Below are 18022 nucleotides of genomic sequence, written 5' to 3'. Positions count from 1 at the left end.
AATGTTCCTATAACAACATATCTCCCGCTCACTTGTGAGGAAAGTAACATGAACCTTAAGCTGCAGCTTAAAATCTTGTCGTTTCTGCAGTTCTGCCTGTGGGGTAGCTGGCTGACTACACTCGGCTCCTATATGTTTGTGACGCTCAAGTTCGATGGTGCGTCGATCGGTGCCGTTTACAGCTCGCTGGGCATTGCGGCTGTTTTCATGCCAACGCTGCTCGGTATCGTGGCGGATAAATGGTTAAGTGCGAAATGGCTATACATGCTTTGCCATCTGGTGGGTGCGGGGACGCTGTTTATGGCGGCCGAAGTGACCACGCCGGGGGCGATGTTTATGGTGATCCTGCTTAACTCGCTGGCGTATATGCCAACGCTTGGCCTGATCAACACCATCTCCTACTACCGCCTGAAATCTGCCGGACTGGATATCGTCACCGACTTCCCGCCTATCCGTATCTGGGGCACCATCGGCTTTATCATGGCGATGTGGGGCGTGAGCTTCGCGGGCTTCGAGCTGAGCCATATGCAGCTGTATATTGGTGCCGCGCTCTCCGTGCTGCTGGCGCTGTTCACCCTGACGCTGCCCACCATTCCGGTGTCTAACCAGCAGAAAAACCAGAGCTGGAGCACCATGCTTGGCCTGGACGCCTTCGCACTGTTCAAAAACAAGCGCATGGCGATCTTCTTTATCTTCTCCATGCTGCTGGGCGCGGAACTGCAAATCACCAACATGTTCGGTAATACCTTCCTGCACAGCTTCGATAACGATCCGCTGTTTGCCGGGAGCTTTATCGTCGAACACGCGTCGGTGATGATGTCCATCTCGCAGATCTCCGAGACGCTGTTCATCCTGACCATCCCGTTCTTCCTGAGCCGCTACGGTATCAAGAACGTCATGCTGATCAGTATCGCCGCCTGGATGTTGCGCTTCGGTCTGTTCGCCTATGGCGACCCAAGCGCGTTCGGCACCGTGCTGCTGGTTCTGTCGATGATTGTTTACGGCTGTGCCTTCGACTTCTTCAACATCTCCGGCTCGGTGTTTGTGGAAAAAGAGGTGAAGCCTGAAATCCGCGCCAGTGCGCAGGGCATGTTCCTGATGATGACCAACGGCTTCGGTTGTATTCTGGGCGGCGTGGTAAGCGGTAAAGTGGTTGAGATGTACACCACCAACGGCATTACAGACTGGCAGCCGGTGTGGCTGATCTTCGCCGGGTACTCGCTGGTGCTGTTCTTCGCGTTCATCGCGCTGTTCAAGTACAAGCATGTTCGCGTGCCGAATGGTGCGCAGCCGATCGCGCATTGATTGTTGTGCCCGGTGGCGCTGCGCTTACCGGGCTTACAAAACCAGACCGTAGGCCGGGTAAGGCGAAGCCGCCACCCGGCTATTTTATTGCAGAGAGCACCCACCCCACCGACAGCAAATCCGCGCTGCCGCCCGGACTCAGGTTTCGTTCAATCAGTGCCTTATCCATCTTAAGCAACGCCTCGCGATCCCAGCCACTTGCCAGTAATTCACGCGCGTAGCCCTGAACATAGCGCAGCCCCTGAATGCCGCCGCGTGACACGAGATTACTGTCCTGATTGACCGCCATCAGGCGCAACAGCAGGTCGTGAAGCAACTGTCCGTTCCACTGCCCCAGCGCCTTACGCACCGTCGCAAAGCCGCTCTCCGCCTCGCCTCGCGCCCCGGTTAAGCCGTAATGCTGAAACTGCCGCTCCCCCGCCGTTGCTTGCCCGCTGCGCCCGGCCAGCTCCCGCGCCACCAGCCCGCGACAGATGTTACTTACCTCACAACAGAGGCTATCCGCAGAGATATTTTTCACACGACCGGCGGCGAAGCAGAGCAAACCAAGAGCAAAAATACCGCCCTTGTGGGTATTTACCCCGCCCGTGGCGGCGTACATTGCCTGCTCGCAGGCCATTCCCATTGGGCGGAGAATCCGCAACTGCCGATCGGCAGGTTTGGCCGCATGTGCTCCACCCAGTTCCGCAAACCGGGCAAACCACGGCGTAATCGCCATAATGCTGCGGACAAACAAGGCATGGTCCATATCCCGATGCGAGCCGTTATTGAGCCTGTCCACCAGCCCCGGCTTGGGCGTCAGCTCCAGCTCCTGCCACAGCGCCGCTTCGGCAAGCGCAGGCACGTCAACCGGGCGCGGTTTAGTCGCGAGCAAACCAGTCATCGATCATCTTCTCCACGCGGGAAACCACCTGCTCAACGGGATGGTGGCGCGAACGGGAACACGCGTGGGCGGGCTCGTCGCAAATCAGACAGCGTCTGAGGTGTGAACCCAGCGACTGACGGCCCACGAGGCCGTTTTCAGGGCAGATCACGTCCAGATCCCACAGTCTGCCGAGCGGGTGCGTCTGCTCCAGTTCTGCACAGTGCGCTTTGATTTCCGCCGCCGGATGCGCGACGCACCACAATGCTTCAGGTCCGGTGGGTAGCCAGAGCACCAGGCGGTCCAGCACCTGCCAGCGGTTTTCCCACAGCAGCTGGTCGCACATCTGTAACGCCACCCCCATGGTGTTGCGGTAGCGCAGGCTGTCTTTGACTTCCCCGGGCGTGACCAGCGTGAGGGAGATCACCGGTTGTTGATAGTGCGTAAGCCAGTCAGCCTGACGGGCTGCGCGGCGCTCTTTCGCCGCCAGCAGTTCCTCCAGGCTGACACCCGCCCGCACGGGTGTCGCTAAAGTCATACTTCCTCCTTCACCTGTCGCACAGTGTCGATCACGCTGCCGTCGCGGTAGCGGATCACCCCGACGATTTTGTCGGTGAACTCAATCGGTTTCGGTACGCCTGTCAACGAAATCGCTCGCTCATACAGCGCGTTGATATCTACAACCTTCATCCCTGCTTCCATGAGTCGTTCGCGGATCTCCGGGCGCGCCGGGTTGATCGCAATACCGTGGTCGGTGACCAGCACGTCAATGCTCTCCCCCGGCGTGAGGCGAGTGGTAACGCGCTTCACGACGGTCGGGATGCGGCTTCGCAGCAGCGGCGCGACCACAATGGTCATGTTGGCTGCCGCCGCCACGTCGCAGTGTCCGCCGGATGCGCCACGCATCACGCCATCGGAGCCGGTGATGACATTGACATTAAAGTCGACGTCGATTTCCAGGGCGCTGAGGATCACCACGTCGAGCTGGTCGCAGCTTGCCGCCTTGCTGCCGGGGTTGGCGTAGACGTTGGTGGAGATCTCCACGTGGTTCGGGTTGCGCGCCAGCGAGGCCGCTGCCTGGCCGTCAAAGCACTGGGTGTCGAGCAGCTTTTCGATGAGCCCCTTCTCGTGCAGATCCACCAGGCTGCCGGTGATGCCGGCGAGCGCAAAGCGCGCCTTCACGCCGCTGCGCTCCATCTTCTCTTCCATAAAGCGAGTGCAGGCCGTGGCCGCCGCGCCGGAGCCGATCTGCATCGAGAAGCCCGGTTTGAAGTAGCCGGAGTGTTCAATCACGTCCGCCGCATAGCGGGCGATCATCAGCTCGCGCGGGTTGCTGGTGACGCGCGCTGCGCCGACGCTGATTTTCGCCGGGTCGCCCACGCTCTCCACCTGCACGATGTAGTCCACCTGATCCTGCACCAGGCTGGCGGGCATATTGGGGAACGGCACCAGCGCTTCGGTCAGCAGCACCACCTTACGGGCAAACTGCGCGTCCACCATCGCGTAGCCCAGCGAGCCGCAGCACGATTTGCCGTGCGTGCCGTTGGCGTTGCCAAACTCATCGCTGCACGGCACGCCGAGAAACGCCACGTCGATGTTCAGTTCGCCGTCCTGGAGTAGCTTCACGCGCCCGCCGTGGGAGTGAATTTGTACCGGCTCGTCCATCAGCCCGTGAGAGATGGCATCCGCCAGCCTGCCGCGCATGCCGGAGGTGTAAATCCGGGTGATGACGCCGCTTTCGATATGCTCGATCAGCGCGTCGTTGCAGGTCATCAGCGAGCTGGAAGCCAGGGTCAGATTTTTGAAGCCCATCCGCGCCAGCAGCGCCACGACGGTGTTGATCACCCGGTCGCCTTCGCGAAAGGCGTGGTGGAAGGAGATGGTCATCCCGTCCTGCAAGCCGCAGCGCTTAACCGCCTCTTCAATAGAGGCGCAGAGCTTGCGGCTGTGCTTCGCCTCGCTGTCCGCCAGCCACGGCGTCGCGCTGTGGGCGGTATCAAAGGGTTTCAGATCCCGCAGATGGGGGAAATTCATATGGAGAAGTTCTGTCTGATTCATTATGTCATCCTTACCGACGCACGCCGGAGGCCGCCGCGCGCTCCAGCACCACCTGCGCGTGGTTAATAATCGGTGCATCCACCATTTTGCCGTTGAGCGACACCACGCCCAGGCCGTTACGCTCGCCCTCTTCTGCCGCCTCAATCACCCGTTTCGCGTGTTCCACTTCTTCCCGTGTCGGGGCGTAGGCGTTGTGCAGCAGGTCTATCTGGCGCGGGTTAATCAGCGATTTGCCGTTAAAGCCCATCTTGCGGATCAGGTCGACCTCGCGCAGGAACCCGGCTTCATCGTTAACGTCTGACCACACCACGTCGAAGGCGTCGATGCCTGCCGCGCGGGCGGCGTGCAGTACGGCGCAGCGGGCGTAGAACAGCTCGGTGCCGTCGCCGCGCTCGGTCTGCATATCCATCACGTAGTCAAAGGCGGCCAGCGCAATGCCGATGAGGCGCGGAGAGCTGCGGGCAATCGCCACGGCGTTGATGACGCCAATGGCCGATTCAATCGCCGCCATCACGCGGGTGGAACCCACCTCGCGGCCGCACGCCTGCTCGATACGCTCGAGGTGGCCTTCCAGCTCGTAAATATCGTCCGGGGTGTCGGTTTTCGGCAGGCGTATCACGTCCACGCCCGCGCGCACGGCGGCCTCCAGATCCAGCAGGCCAAACGGCGTGCTCAGCGGGTTAATGCGCACCACGGTTTCGATATCCTGATACATCGGGTGCTGCAACGCGTGGAACACCAGCATGCGTGCGGTGTCTTTCTCGCGCAGGGCCACGGCGTCCTCAAGGTCAAACATGATGGAGTCGGGACGGTAGATAAAGGCGGTAGAGAGCATGGCGGCATTGGCGCCTGGCAGGAACAGCATACTGCGGCGGAGTTTGCTCATTTCAGCGCCTCCCAGTTGATGGCCTGTTCATCGGCGGCACGCATCAGCGCGCTTTGCAGGCGGGCGCGAATAACACAGTCCAGCGCCCCTTTGTCTTCAATAATGATTAATCCCTGGTGCACGTTCATGGCGCGCAATGTGTCGTTGACCACCTGGCGAATCTGCTCGCCAAACTGCTTAATCACTTCGCTGTGGATGACGATCTCCAGCTCACCGTGAGCGGGGGCGATTTTCACCATCAGGTCGCTGGACTCCTGCGTTCCGGCCAGCGCCTCCCTTACAATATTCATGATAAATTCCTGATAGTTATGCGACTTCCGCACTCGCACGATAATGTGCTTCGAGGTGCGCGAAGGTGGAGTCCGGGACAATCTCCCGGATCCGGGAAAACTGCTGTGTCTTGAGTAAACGGCGCACTTCCGAGGCCGAAATGGCGTTGCCGGTGGCCTTGATGCGCGGCATCTCTACCACGTCAATATGCGAGGCCAGCAGGTCGTGCAGCGTCTGGTTGTACTGGCGGGTGATATCGCAGAACGGCTCCGAGCCGATGAAGCGGTGAGTGATGCCCAGCGCCGGGGCGATAAAGTCCCGGAAGATCAGCACGTCGATCTCGCTCCACGCCTGCTGCACTTTGCCGGTCTCCTTCAGGAAGTAGGCCGGAAACGTGGCGCGGGAAATGATGTACTGCGAGCCCTCATGCACCACCACGTTCGGCAGGTGCGCCACGCCCGCGCGCACCATCTCGAGACGCGCGCTGAACGGGAAGAACGACGCGTCTTCGCGCACCACGAACAGATGCAGGGCATCGCATCGCTGCGCCGCCTGCTCCACCAGATGGCGGTGGCCGAGGGTGAACGGGTTGGCGTTCATCACGATGGCGCCAATGTTCTCCCCGCACTTGCGCTTCGCGCGCAGGGAACGGCAGTAGCGCGCGATCCCCTGCGGGGTGTTCTCCATCAGCACCGCGTTGTTCCCGCTCTGGGCGATAGGCCAGAAGCCGCTGCGGGCAAAGCGCTCCCGGTTGCACGGCCGGGTGCAGAGGAAGAGGTGAAAATGGCCGCGCTCCAGCGCCGCATTTTCCACCTCTGCCAGCAGACGCGCGCTGAGGTTTTCCCCACGAAGCTGCTCGTTGACCGCCACGCATTTGATGACGTTGGCAGCCAGCCCGGCGCAACCCACCAGCTGCGCGCCGGACCAGGCTTCGACAAACAGCGTGATGTCGTTGTCCAGGCCAAGGCCGCTGTCTGCCAGCAGGTAGCGGATCTGGCTTAAGCGTTCCGGGTGTTCCGCCACAACGGTGTGCCGAAAATCAATGGGTTGCGATTGCATGCTGCCGCCTTACTTAATGTGCTGCCGCAAGCCCGACGGCTGGCGCTTCCACGATCACGTTGCTGAGATGACCGATATGCTCGATCTCCACCTCAATGCGATCCCCCTCTTTCATAAACAGCGGCGGGTTACGCTTTTTACCCACCCCACCTGGGGATCCGGTGATGATCACGTCGCCCGGGCTGAGACGGGTGAAGGTGCTGATGTACTCGATCAGCTCCGCCACCTTGTGGATCATGCTGCTGGTGTTGTCTTCCTGCACCATGCGGCCGTTCAGCCAGGTGCGGATTGCCAGTTGGTGCGGATCGGGGATCTCATCCGCCGTCGCCATCCACGGGCCGAACGCCCCGGTCTGCCGCCAGTTTTTCCCGGCGGTGAACCAGGTGTGCTGCCAGTCGCGGGCGGAGCCGTCCATGTAACAGCTGTAGCCCGCCACGTGGCGCAGGGCGTCGTCGCGGCTGATGTTCTCCCCGCCTTTGCCGATGATCACCGCCAGCTCGCCTTCGTAGTCGAACTCGCTGGAGTGGCGCGGCTTCAGCACCGGCTCGTTGTGGCCGGTCTGTGAGTCCGGGAAGCGGACAAACAGCGTCGGGGCCGGGTTGTGCTGGTCAAACTCCTTGCGCTTGTCGGCATAGTTCATGCCCACGCAGAGGATTTTTTCCGGCTGTACAATCACCGGTAAGAAGGTGATGGCGTTCAGCGGCACGTCCACCGCGTCGTTCAGGAATCGGGTGGCCTGCGCCAGCCCGTTCCCCTGCAACAGCGCTTTAAGGTCGCCATAGCGTTCGCCGAGGCGGCGGCCTAAATCAATCACGCCGTCGGCCTGAACGATGCCGTAGCTGCGTTTTCCCTGGTATAAAAAGCTTGCGAGTTTCATTGTTCTTTCCTGAAAACTTAAACGAGGAAGTTGCCCAGAATCAGCAGAGAGATGGAGACGTTAATCGCCCCGCCGATACGGGTAGCAATCTGGGCGAACGGCATCAGGCTCATGCGGTTGCCTGCGGTCAGGATCGCCACGTCACCAGTACCGCCCTGGCCGCTCTGGCAGCAGGAGACGATGGCGACATCAATCGGGTGCATACCAATCTTTTTGCCGACGAAGAACCCGGTTGCCACCAGCGCGGAGACGGTGCTGATAATCACCAGCAGGTTGGTCAGCGTGAAGGCGGCCACCAGTTCATGCCATGGGGTGATGGCCACGCCAACGGCAAAGAGAATCGGGTAGGTCACAGAGGTCTGGAAGAATTTGTACACCACCTGGGAACCCTCCAGCAGACGCGGAGAGGCACCGTTGCAGAGCTTCACCAGCACCGCCATAAACAGCATGCCGACCGGCGCAGGCAGGCCGATCAGCTTGTGGCCGAGCATGCCCAGCATGTAGAGCAGCACCGCCAGCAGCGCGCCGGAGGCGATCGTGGTCACGTCCGCCTTGCCGGAGAACGCAGGCTAAGAAACGGTGGCATCGGCATTGGCGCGGTTAGGCATCAGCTGGCCTTCACCGGTCAGGTGCGGGTAGCGTTTCCCGAGCTGGTTGAGGCAACCGGAGATAATGATCGCCGTCAGGCCGCCGAGCATCACCATCGGCAGTACGCGGCCGAGCGCCACGCCCTGATCCATATGCAACAGGGTGGCATAGCCGATGGAAAGCGGGATTGCCCCTTCCCCGACGCCGCCCGCCATGATCGGCAGAATGATAAAGAAGAAGATCTGGAACGGCTCGAGGCCCAGCGCCAGCCCAACACCCATGCCGACAATCATGCCGACGATTTCACCGCACAGCATCGGGAAGAAGATGCGCAGGAAGCCCTGGATCAGCACGGTGCGGTTCATACTCATGATGCTGCCGACGATAATGCAGCAAATATAGAGATAAAGAATGTTGGTGGATTTATAGAACTTAGTGGTGGATTCCACTACTACATCCGGCAGCAGGCCGTAATAGACCAGCGCGGAAGGGATAAAGGTGGCGCAAATTGCCGCCGCGCCGAGCTTGCCGACAATCGGCAGGCGTTTGCCGAACTCACCGCAGGCAAAGCCGAAGAAGGCCAGCGTGGCCACCATGACCACAATGTCGCTCGGTAGTTTTCCGCCCAGGCAATCAATCGCAATCAGCGCGCCCGCCAGAACGAACAGCGGCAGAGGTATAATGCCGATTTTCCAGGTATCCATAATATGCCACCAGCGCTCTTTGAGCGATGGCCGCTGAATATCAATCGGGTCGTGGGTAACAGAGAATGAATCGTCAGTTGTGCTCATAATAAGCCCCTTAGTTATTTTGTGCGTTCAGCTTAGAGTCACAAAGGCTTACTTTATGTGAGGGATGGCATATTAAAAGCGAAGTTTTAATGGACGCTATGGTTTTAATGGTTTCTTTTATTTAATGTGATTTATGCCTTATTTATTGCCGTGGTTTTTATGGTTTCTTTTCTTAGCTGAACAAAGAAATAACATTTATTCATTTAACCTTAAGAGGATGAGACCTTCGGAAAAATCTTTTACAGGCTGCGCTGTGCAAGGGATCACAAGTTTTCGGCAAAGCGGGCATCCTGGCCTTAAAAGATGATATATTCAGCCGACCTGTTGATATCTCGCGTGAAAGTTATGAAAGTATCGTTTCAGATCAAGCTGTTTATTTCGCTGGTCGCCTTTTTCTCAGTGCTGTTCGCATTACTGGGCGGATATTATTATGTCGATGTCGGCAGGCAGCTTTATCAGGAAATGAGCGCGCGCGCAAAAATACAGGCTGAAGAAATTGCGCTTATTCCAACCCTGCGAAAAGAAGTCGAACAAAAGGATATCCAGGCATCCATGACTTTATGCAGAAAATAGCCGCCCGCAGCGACGCCAGTTTTATTGTGATTGGTGACAATAAGGGGCTGCATCTTTTCCACTCCGTGTTTGCCGACCGGGTAGGCAAAACGCTGGTTGGCGGAGATAACGACGAGGTATTACACGGCAAAAGTACCATCACCATCCGCAAGGGCGGGTTAGGCATTTCACTGCGCAGCAAAGCGCCCATTTTTAATGATGCCGGGCAGGTGGTGGGGATTGTTTCGGTAGGCTATCTCACAAGCTATCTGGACACCATCACCGTCAGCAAGGTGGTTAATATCCTGATTGCCGCCGTGCTGCTGCTTATCGCCCTGTTTATTTTCTCCTGGTTCTTCACCCGCAGCATCAAGAAGCAGATATTCTCTCTGGAGCCGCGCGAAATCGGCCTGCTGGTGCGCCAGCAAAAGGCGATGATGGAATCCATTTATGAAGGGGTGATTGCCATCGATGACGATCTCCGCATTGAGGTGATCAACCAGGCGGCGCGTAAATTATTAGGCTTACGCCAGCCCGCCCGCGAACTGCGGGGTCAACTCATCAGCCAGGTGATCGCGCCCGTCCCGTTCTTCAACGCGCAAACCATGCTTGCGAAAGACACCCACGATGAGATCTGTCGCTTTAACGATCTCACGGTCATTGCCAGCCGGGTGCGGATAATGCTGGAAGATGCATTGCAGGGCTGGGTGATCACCTTTCGCGATCGCAACGAGATCGACTCGCTCAGCGCCCAGCTCAGCCAGGTGAAGCGCTACGTTGATAACCTGCGCATCATGCGCCATGAACAGCTGAACCGCATGACTACGCTGTCCGGCCTGCTGCATATGGGCCGTTATGACGAGGCAATTCGCTACATACAGGCGCAGTCGGAACACGCTCAGGAGCTGCTGGACTTTATCTCGTCCCGCTTTAGCTCTCCGACGCTGTGTGGTTTGCTGCTTGGAAAGGCCGCCCGCGCGCGTGAAAAAGGCGTTGAGCTGAGTTTCGATCCGGCCTGCCGGGTGGATAAACCGTTCCTGCCGCTGCTCGAATCGGAACTTATCTCGATCATCGGGAACTTGCTGGATAACGCCATTGAAGCGACCCAGCGTGCACCGCTCCCGCATGCCCCGGTGGACGTGCTGATAAAGCTGAACGAGCAGGAACTGATTATTGAAGTCGCCGACCAGGGCGTCGGCATCACACCGGAGATCCGCGACCGGATCTTTGAGCGCGGCATCACCACCAAAACGCGCGGCGATCATGGTATTGGCCTGTATCTGATTGAAAGCTATGTCACACAGGCTGGCGGTGCAATTGAAGTTGCCGATAACACCCCACGCGGTGCCATTTTCTCACTGTTTATTCCCGCCACGGGAACGGCCCGGCACCCCGTACAGGAACTGGAAGATACCGACTATGCAACATGAACTTATCGACGTACTGATTGTTGAAGACGAGAACGAACTGGCGCAACTGCACGCGGAGCTTATCGGTAAACATCCGCGTCTGAGGCTGGTGGGGATTGCCGCGTCGCTGGCCGACGCGCAGGTACAACTGGAGAGCAAACAGCCGAAGCTGATGCTGCTGGATAACTACCTGCCGGACGGCAAAGGCATCACCCTTATCAGCAACCCGATGCTCACCCGCGCCAACTGCTCGGTGATTTTCATCACCGCCGCCAGCGATATGGACACCTGTAGCCAGGCCATTCGTAACGGCGCGTTCGACTATATCCTTAAGCCGGTCTCCTGGAAGCGGCTCAGCCAGTCGCTGGAGCGTTTTGTGCAGTTTGCCGAACAGCAGCGCGTCTGGAAGATTGTCGACCAGCAGAACGTGGATTCACTCTATCAGTTACAGGCGAAAAACTATCGTCTGGACAACGGCAGCAAAGGGATAGAGGAGAACACGCTGGCGCGGGTGCAAATGCTGTTTAACAACAAGGCGGCGCACTGTTTTACGGTGGATGAGGTGGTGAGCGAGACGGGCCTGAGTAAAACCACCACCCGGCGCTATCTGGAACACTGCGTGGAGGTAGGTTTTCTGACGGTGGAGATGCTGTACGGTAAGATTGGACATCCGAGAAGGATGTACAGGCGTAGTGCGACTTAACTCCCCTCACCCCGGCCCTCTCCCCAAAGGGGCGAGGGTGAAAAAACGGCTCCGTGCAATACCCTCTCCCCTTTGGGGAGAGGGTTAGGGTGAGGGTCCCTACTTTAATACGTACCCATACAGCCGCTTGATCCCGTCCGCATCCTTCTCGCTGTAAACGCCCTGCAACTCTGGGGAGAAACCCGGCAGCATATTAATGCCCTCTTCCAGTGCCAGGAAGTAGCGCTGTACTGCTCCACCCCAGACTTCCCCCGGCACCACGCACAGAACGCCCGGCGGGTATGGCAGCGCACCTTCGGCGGCAATGCGTCCTTCGGCGTCACGAATACGCACCAGTTCGACGTTCCCGCGAATGTACTCCTGGTTGGCATCCTGGGGGTTCATCACCACGGCAGGCAGGCTCTCCTGACGGAACATCGCCTTCTGTAAATCCTTCACGTTAAAGCTGACGTAGAGATCGTGCATCTCCTGGCATAGCTGACGGATCGTATAGTCGCGGTAACGCACCGGGTATTTCTGATAGATGGTCGGAAGCACATCCGCGAGCGGTGTGTCGTCTTCAATATGCTGTTCAAACTGCCCCAGCATCGCCACCAGCTGCATCAGCTTCTCCGCGCTCTCGGCTGGCGTCAGCAGGAACAGGATGGAGTTGAGATCGCACTTCTCCGGCACAATGCCGTTCTCGCGCAGGTAGTGGGCGAGAATGGTCGCCGGAATGCCGAAATCGGTATAGTGCCCTGTTTCAGCATCAATGCCCGGCGTGGTCAGCAGCAGCTTGCACGGATCGACGAAATACTGCTCGCGGGCATAGCCTTCAAAACCGTGCCATTTTGCATCCAGTTCAAAACTAAAGAAGCGACGTTCGCTGGCGATGGCCTGCGTGGGGTGATCCTGCCATGGCCGCCCCGCCACCACCGGTGGGATAAACGGTTTGATCATATGGCAGTTAGCGATGATGGCCTTGCGCGCTTCAATGCCCAACTCGACACACTCCGCCCACAGCCTGCGTCCGCTTTCGCCCTCGTGGATCTTGGCGTTCACGTCCAGCGCCGCAAACAGCGGGTAAAACGGGCTGGTGGAGGCATGCAGCATGAACGCGTTGTTCAGCCGCTTGTGTGGGCAGAAGCGCGACTGACCGCGAATATGGTTATCCTTTTTATGGATCTGCGACGTTTGTGAGAACCCGGCCTGCTGCTTGTGGACCGACTGGGTCACGAAAATTCCCGGATCGTTCTCGTTCAGTTCCAGCAGAAGCGGAGACGTTTCCGCCATCATCGGGATAAATTGCTCGTAGCCGACCCAGGCGGAGTCAAAGAGGATGTAGTCGCAAAGGTGCCCGATCTTGTCGATCACCTGACGGGCGTTGTAGATCGTGCCATCGTAGGTGCCGAGCTGAATGATCGCCAGACGGAACGGGCGCGCCTCGGCGGCTTTCTGCGGCGCGACGTCACGGATCAGTTCCCGCAGCCAGGCCTCATCAAAGCAGTGCTCATCAATCCCGCCGATAAAACCAAACGGATTACGGGCTGCCTCAAGATAGACAGGCGTTGCCCCGGCCTGGATCAGCGCCCCATGATGGTTGGACTTGTGGTTGTTACGATCGAACAGCACCAGATCGCCACGAGTCAGCAGCGCATTGGTCACCACTTTATTGGCCGCCGACGTGCCGTTCAGCACGAAGTAGGTTTTATCCGCGTTGAACACTTTCGCCGCGAACTTTTGCGCGTGCTTGGCAGAACCTTCGTGGATCAGCAAATCACCGAGCTTCACGTCGGCATTGCACATATCGGCACGAAACACGTTTTCACCGAAGAAGTCGTAAAACTGCCGCCCCGCCGGGTGTTTTTTGAAAAAGGCGCCGTGCTGGTGACCCGGACAGGCAAAGGTGCTGTTTCCCATCGCCACATACTGGCTCAGGGTGCCAAAAAAGGGTGGCAGCAGGTTCTCTTCATACCGGCAGGCGGCAGATTCCAGTTCCAGCAATTCCTGTGCTTTACCCGAGATGATCGCCGTGACACCCTCTGGCACCTCTCCTGGCTCTGTTGAGAACATAAATACCGGTAGCTGAAAGCCCGTACGCTTCAGCAACGCGAGAATGCCGCTGTAGCTTTCAACAACCGTAATGACGACTGCCGCCACATCGGTGAAATCAGTGTTATCCAGCATAACCTTTTCGCGATGCGTAGAAACTTTGGATACCAGCTCGCGGCTGACGGCAATTTTCATGGTTTTCATAGGCGCAAATACCCTCACCGAACGGTGAGACAGGAAGGAGAAAATTCGCGCAATCATGTCACCTTTTATTTTCAGGTGCAAGAAGGAATCAGTATGCGTTACGCCTCCCAAAGCTAAGCGTAATCAGGGACGAACATGCCATAATGATGCAATGCCAGTGCTTAAATAACAGGAGTTAAACGTGGTAATTGGACCCTTTATCAATGCGGGAGCCGTATTGCTGGGCGGTGTACTTGGGGCAGTATTAAGCCAGCGGTTGCCGGAGCGTATTCGCGTCTCCATGCCCTCCATTTTTGGCCTGGCGTCGTTAGGGATTGGTATCCTTTTAGTGGTGAAATGCGCCAACTTGCCGGTGATGGTACTGGCGACGCTGCTCGGCGCACTGATCGGCGAATTTTGCTATCTGGAAAAGGGCATCAATCACGCGGTAGGCAAAGCCAAAAATCTGATTGCCCGACCGGGCAAGGCGAAGCACGGCACGCACGAGTCGTTTATTCAGAACTACGTTGCGATCATTATTCTGTTCTGCGCCAGCGGCACGGGGATATTCGGTTCGATGCAGGAAGGGATGACCGGCGATCCCAGCATATTGATTGCGAAAGCGTTTCTGGATTTCTTTACTGCCACCATCTTTGCCACCACCCTCGGCATCGCCGTCGCCGCGATTTGCGTGCCGATGTTGCTTATTCAACTGGCGCTGGCCACCTGCGCCACGCTGATCCTGCCGCTGACAACACCAGCGATGATGGCAGACTTTACCGCCGTCGGCGGCCTGTTGCTGCTGGCGACAGGGCTGCGAATCTGTGGCATTAAGATGTTTGCAGTGGTGAACATGCTCCCTGCCCTCCTGCTCGCGATGCCGCTATCCGCGCTCTGGACGCACTTTTTCGCTTAAGTTTGCGACGAAATGGTGAGAGAGTGTGCAGTCTGCACCGAAAGCAACAAATTTCGTTGACGCCGGAGGGAGGATCGGGTTTAATGCGCCCCGTTGCCCGGATAGCTCAGTCGGTAGAGCAGGGGATTGAAAATCCCCGTGTCCTTGGTTCGATTCCGAGTCCGGGCACCACTATTCATAAGGCCTCGCTGCAAAGCGGGGCTTTTTCCTTTCTTGGCTACGGTAGATTTCTGGTCGTTGCAACACGTTATTTTTTTGCTGCATTTCTCGCCATTTTCGCAGATGTTCCTTACTTTTAGACACCTCAACATCCTCTGGTGTGCCTTTCCTTACCTCACAGCTACGGTCTTTCTACGGTACCTTTCTCTAAGATCATACATGATAAAGTAGAAAACACGGGGGAAACGGGGGAATTATCATTTCGCCTTAATCCGCTGGTCTTAACGTGATTTTGTCGCGGGGAATAAGGTGGGTAAATCCCCAATAGCAAACGGGTAAACCTGGCAGCATATCCCCTCCACCATTCACATGGGGATCTTCACCAGTCCGTCCACCAGCAACAAGCTCTTCTTGCCCTTTCACTTCTTACCGTTTTCAGAATCACCCGTTCTCCACGCCATCATAAAATGATTTATCCGTAAGCTAAACGTACTGGACTGTTAAACCTGAGTGTCCGCTGTGAGCGAGGAGCGGAAGTTCACTACTCCAACAACAGCATGGCTAACATTGAGGTGTCTTAATCAACGAGGAGCGGTTCACACTTTTGGCGCAAAAGTAGCTATTCAAATTTTGCCCATCAATCGGGAGTTTTGGTCATTACGTTGCGATATCTAGGAATTTGCAATCGACCTATTTTCTTTGAACGCTCATTGATCTATTTTGGAGTCGTATGCTTGCGCGTTGACTCGACATCGAGTCATATAAGTATTTAACAGAGGGATTTATGATTAAAAATAGTGCTTATGAATTTCCAAACTCGTTCTATGACTTTGCTTTAATGCCAAAGTTCCAAGATTGCATTGAAGAACTGAGAAATTTAGCGGAGCCAGAAGACTGGGGATATAAAAACACAACCGATACGTTTAAATTCCCAATACTTAAAAATTACTTGCTTTATACTTATCAGAGAATTGCAGAGGAAAAAAAGATTGCAATCACAGCTGATGAGAACTTCGCTTGCTGGAATACGGGGTTGATTACAGAAAAGCAAGAGCCTCTATTCATTCTTTTTGAAAAAAATAAGCTTGAAGATCATAAAACTTATTGGCATTTTTCCCGATTCAGTCGAAAAGGGGAAGGCTATCTGAATAAATTTGCAGCCATTCCTGAAATGGCACATTACTTTGATGACCCCTCGGTTCTTGTCTACGATACTCGTCTCGATCTGAGAGTGAATGTTGACCACATTATTTCTGACAATAAAAGCAGATTCCCGAAAAATATGCAGTCCATGAGTGATTTCTTACTGCAAAATGTCGTTAATGGTGCAATTGATTCAGCTAAAGAACGAGCAAAAAGAAATTACAAAACTGCAATCCCCCAATACTATCAAGGCACTATGCAGTTATTACTTCCTCTGGCTTTACAAGATGCTTCAAAAGCTGACCTGGCATTGGTAGTAGAACGTTTTTCTGGATTCTACAGAGCATCCACTTGCTTGACCCTAGATATGGCCTATAACAACGCTCGGCAACTAGCACGCCCCGATCGAGATTGGTTAGAACCTTAAGATTACTCTAGCCTATATTAAGATAAGCCCCAACTGGGGCTTTATTCTATCTAATCAGGGATTCATTTGGGTATTTGAGTTTCAAATGACTGACTACTTGCAGATTAGACCTGTTCCCCATCGATAAAAAAGTAGAACGACAGGTATAATCATGTCATTGGAGAGTACAGCTCTTTGTGTGATAAACAAAATGCTGTTTAATTGACCCAGACCCAAAATCCTGCCCCATTCAGAAACAGAATACCGGAATGATTGATTCTGACACCAAATATGCTTCAATCATAATCAGGAATAACAGGGGTCAGGATCATAATGAAGACATTACTAAAATCGCGGTGTATTAATCAACGGGTAGCAGGTCACACTACTATTATAAGACATAGGTACTCACGGGCTCAAGATAAACGGTTCACTAGTTTTGCAACACTTCACTGAAATGGCATTCATCTAGTATAAGACACTATTTAGCTTGATGATTCTCATGCTTTATTCTTACTAAAACGAAATTTACTGGGCATTATCAATATTTGGTACCTTGTGAGGCAAAGGTAGAATTTTTTTGATATAGTTTCAAATTGCAGTCATCTTCTGGGATTTTATAATGCATTACATTGATGAAACTTTAGCAAAAGGCATTGTGAAAAGAGATTTGCGGAACTGGAAAGGCAATGCATCTGAATTAATGAAAACTATTGATGTTATTACTCGGGAGCTTAAAAACTTCAAAACACGTGACTTACGTGAAGAAGCGATTTTAAAAAAAATAAAACAAATGCACTTCCCTTTCTTTCATCGCTATGTTCCTGCAATACATTCCAATTCCTATGGAATTTTAAGTAAAGTTCATGACTCCGATTGTGTTGGGTTGAGTAAAAAATACTTGAAAAAATGTCAAGAATCAGAATCAAAACTTTTATATGAGATTCATAAGCAAAAAAAAAGTATGGTTAATGTTTTTGTTGCTTTAGACGATGCTGGGACTATCCCTGGCTCACTCGTAATATGTATTTTTGATTTGCATTCGAAGGAGAAGTCATTCCACTCAGTAGTCAATATATCCCGACATTGTTTAGAAAGAGTAGTGCAACGTTTAGGGTGTCAGACTCTTACCGATGCGCTTGAGGAAATTTTGACTGGTCTGGTGAGCTTAGAACTAACAGTGCGTTCATATATAACAAGACCTCCTGAGCGGGCAGGTGAGAGAAAAGAGTTTAAAATTCACGTGCCTACAAAGAACGGTGCATTGTTGCTTAAGATTGAGAATCCTAAAGCGTCTGACAAAGATGCATTTTTAGATAGCAATTTAGTGACATGGATTAATAAGCGGCAATTTTTTGATGAACAAGAAGTTACATTAAAACGTTTTACTTTTGTGAACTTTGTTAATTATGCATTAAACGCACCAGTTTTAAGTTATATACAAAAGGATTTTCAGGAAAAGATTGATAAGCTAAAGGTAGATGGAGCTTTTTGTGTCGAGTTTCTAATTAATGGCTTTTATTACGACAGCACTGAAGTCATGAATGCCATTAATGCCGGGAACTATCTGGATAATATTATTGCATTTGAAAGGCTCTGATTCTGTCCTAAAATCAATTAAGTGCTAAATCAGAGATATTCGCCTTTTTTCAGTCTCCGGATAAATTCAGCCGGAGTCATGTCATTTTATGGTGGGTGCGTTCTCTCATGATTATATTCCTGCGCCACTTGTCGAGTTTGACTTGCGCATATTCCAATGAGATGAACCAGTGAATATTCAACTGTTCTTGCCCTGATGACATGTAACTGTATCCGACTTAAACA

13 protein-coding genes, 1 tRNA gene and 2 pseudogenes are annotated in these 18022 nt (G+C 54.5%); 7 read left to right on the top strand and 9 right to left on the bottom strand.

Annotation, left to right across the window (positions count from 1 at the left end; genetic code table 11):
- The first annotated feature begins 48 nt into the window (after nucleotides 1-48).
- Entirely contained in the window at nucleotides 49-1305 is a 1257-nt protein-coding gene (locus tag ACOTYB_RS12165; RefSeq protein ID WP_003862429.1) for a nucleoside permease, read from the top strand.
- 79 nt (nucleotides 1306-1384) lie between these two features.
- On the opposite strand, the gene citG is transcribed toward ACOTYB_RS12165, so the two are convergent.
- From citG to ACOTYB_RS12125, 8 genes and pseudogenes are all read right to left on the bottom strand, one after another.
- The gene (citG, locus tag ACOTYB_RS12160) at nucleotides 1385-2188 is read right to left on the bottom strand and encodes a triphosphoribosyl-dephospho-CoA synthase CitG (RefSeq protein ID WP_045342432.1); all 804 of its coding nucleotides are present in this window, start codon (nucleotides 2186-2188) and stop codon (nucleotides 1385-1387) included.
- Nucleotides 2166-2705 (bottom strand): citrate lyase holo-[acyl-carrier protein] synthase, encoded by a 540-nt coding sequence (citX, locus tag ACOTYB_RS12155; protein ID WP_220153330.1) that lies wholly within the window; start codon nucleotides 2703-2705, stop codon nucleotides 2166-2168. Before citX ends, citG begins: the two co-directional genes overlap by 23 nt.
- Nucleotides 2702-4225, bottom strand: coding sequence for a citrate lyase subunit alpha (citF, locus tag ACOTYB_RS12150; RefSeq protein ID WP_409248886.1), 1524 nt, complete (start codon nucleotides 4223-4225; stop codon nucleotides 2702-2704). The genes citX and citF overlap by 4 nt, the downstream gene beginning before the upstream one ends.
- Before the next feature lie 10 nt (nucleotides 4226-4235).
- Complete coding sequence (citE, locus tag ACOTYB_RS12145) at nucleotides 4236-5111, bottom strand: citrate (pro-3S)-lyase subunit beta (protein WP_003862436.1); 876 nt, start codon at nucleotides 5109-5111, stop codon at nucleotides 4236-4238.
- Nucleotides 5108-5401 (bottom strand): citrate lyase acyl carrier protein, encoded by a 294-nt coding sequence (gene citD / locus ACOTYB_RS12140; RefSeq protein WP_023314830.1) that lies wholly within the window; start codon nucleotides 5399-5401, stop codon nucleotides 5108-5110. Before citD ends, citE begins: the two co-directional genes overlap by 4 nt.
- A gap of 16 nt (nucleotides 5402-5417) precedes the next feature.
- A complete protein-coding gene (gene citC, locus ACOTYB_RS12135; RefSeq protein WP_058662843.1) occupies nucleotides 5418-6440 on the bottom strand; it encodes a [citrate (pro-3S)-lyase] ligase in 1023 nt (340 codons plus the stop codon).
- A 13-nt stretch (nucleotides 6441-6453) separates the two neighbouring features.
- Complete coding sequence (locus ACOTYB_RS12130) at nucleotides 6454-7317, bottom strand: fumarylacetoacetate hydrolase family protein (protein WP_126296858.1); 864 nt, start codon at nucleotides 7315-7317, stop codon at nucleotides 6454-6456.
- Between the two features lie 17 nt (nucleotides 7318-7334).
- Nucleotides 7335-8696, bottom strand: a pseudogene (locus ACOTYB_RS12125) (2-hydroxycarboxylate transporter family protein).
- 345 nt (nucleotides 8697-9041) lie between these two features.
- Here ACOTYB_RS12125 and ACOTYB_RS12120 point away from each other — a divergent pair.
- Both ACOTYB_RS12120 and ACOTYB_RS12115 read left to right on the top strand, forming a co-directional pair.
- Nucleotides 9042-10678 (top strand): annotated as a pseudogene (locus ACOTYB_RS12120) (ATP-binding protein).
- Nucleotides 10668-11360, top strand: coding sequence for a response regulator (locus ACOTYB_RS12115; protein ID WP_003862448.1), 693 nt, complete (start codon nucleotides 10668-10670; stop codon nucleotides 11358-11360). The pseudogene ACOTYB_RS12120 and the gene ACOTYB_RS12115 overlap by 11 nt, the downstream one beginning before the upstream one ends.
- Nucleotides 11361-11459: 99 nt before the next feature.
- Here ACOTYB_RS12115 and ACOTYB_RS12110 read toward each other — a convergent pair whose 3' ends face one another.
- On the bottom strand, nucleotides 11460-13595 hold the full coding sequence (locus ACOTYB_RS12110) for an ornithine decarboxylase (protein ID WP_220153332.1): 2136 nt from the start codon (nucleotides 13593-13595) through the stop codon (nucleotides 11460-11462).
- A 181-nt stretch (nucleotides 13596-13776) separates the two neighbouring features.
- Between ACOTYB_RS12110 and ACOTYB_RS12105 the strand changes: the two genes are divergently transcribed.
- The 4 genes from ACOTYB_RS12105 (at nucleotide 13777) to ACOTYB_RS12090 (ending at nucleotide 17798) form a co-directional block, all read left to right on the top strand.
- On the top strand, nucleotides 13777-14490 hold the full coding sequence (locus ACOTYB_RS12105; RefSeq protein ID WP_003862452.1) for a DUF554 domain-containing protein: 714 nt from the start codon (nucleotides 13777-13779) through the stop codon (nucleotides 14488-14490).
- A gap of 95 nt (nucleotides 14491-14585) precedes the next feature.
- Nucleotides 14586-14661: transfer RNA gene (locus tag ACOTYB_RS12100), tRNA-Phe, on the top strand.
- Between the two features lie 772 nt (nucleotides 14662-15433).
- Nucleotides 15434-16219 carry a DUF3825 domain-containing protein gene (locus ACOTYB_RS12095; protein WP_023337771.1) on the top strand — a complete coding sequence of 262 codons (786 nt, stop codon included), beginning with the start codon at nucleotides 15434-15436 and terminating at the stop codon, nucleotides 16217-16219.
- Nucleotides 16220-16820: 601 nt separating this feature from the next.
- Nucleotides 16821-17798, top strand: coding sequence for a hypothetical protein (locus ACOTYB_RS12090; protein WP_148731400.1), 978 nt, complete (start codon nucleotides 16821-16823; stop codon nucleotides 17796-17798).
- Nucleotides 17799-18022 lie beyond the last annotated feature (224 nt).

The organism is Enterobacter cloacae complex sp. IR5450, from assembly GCF_049238665.1.
Lineage (GTDB): Bacteria > Pseudomonadota > Gammaproteobacteria > Enterobacterales > Enterobacteriaceae > Enterobacter > Enterobacter hormaechei_C.
Note: the sequence above shows the minus strand (reverse complement) of the source record. Positions and strands in the feature narration are given on the sequence as shown.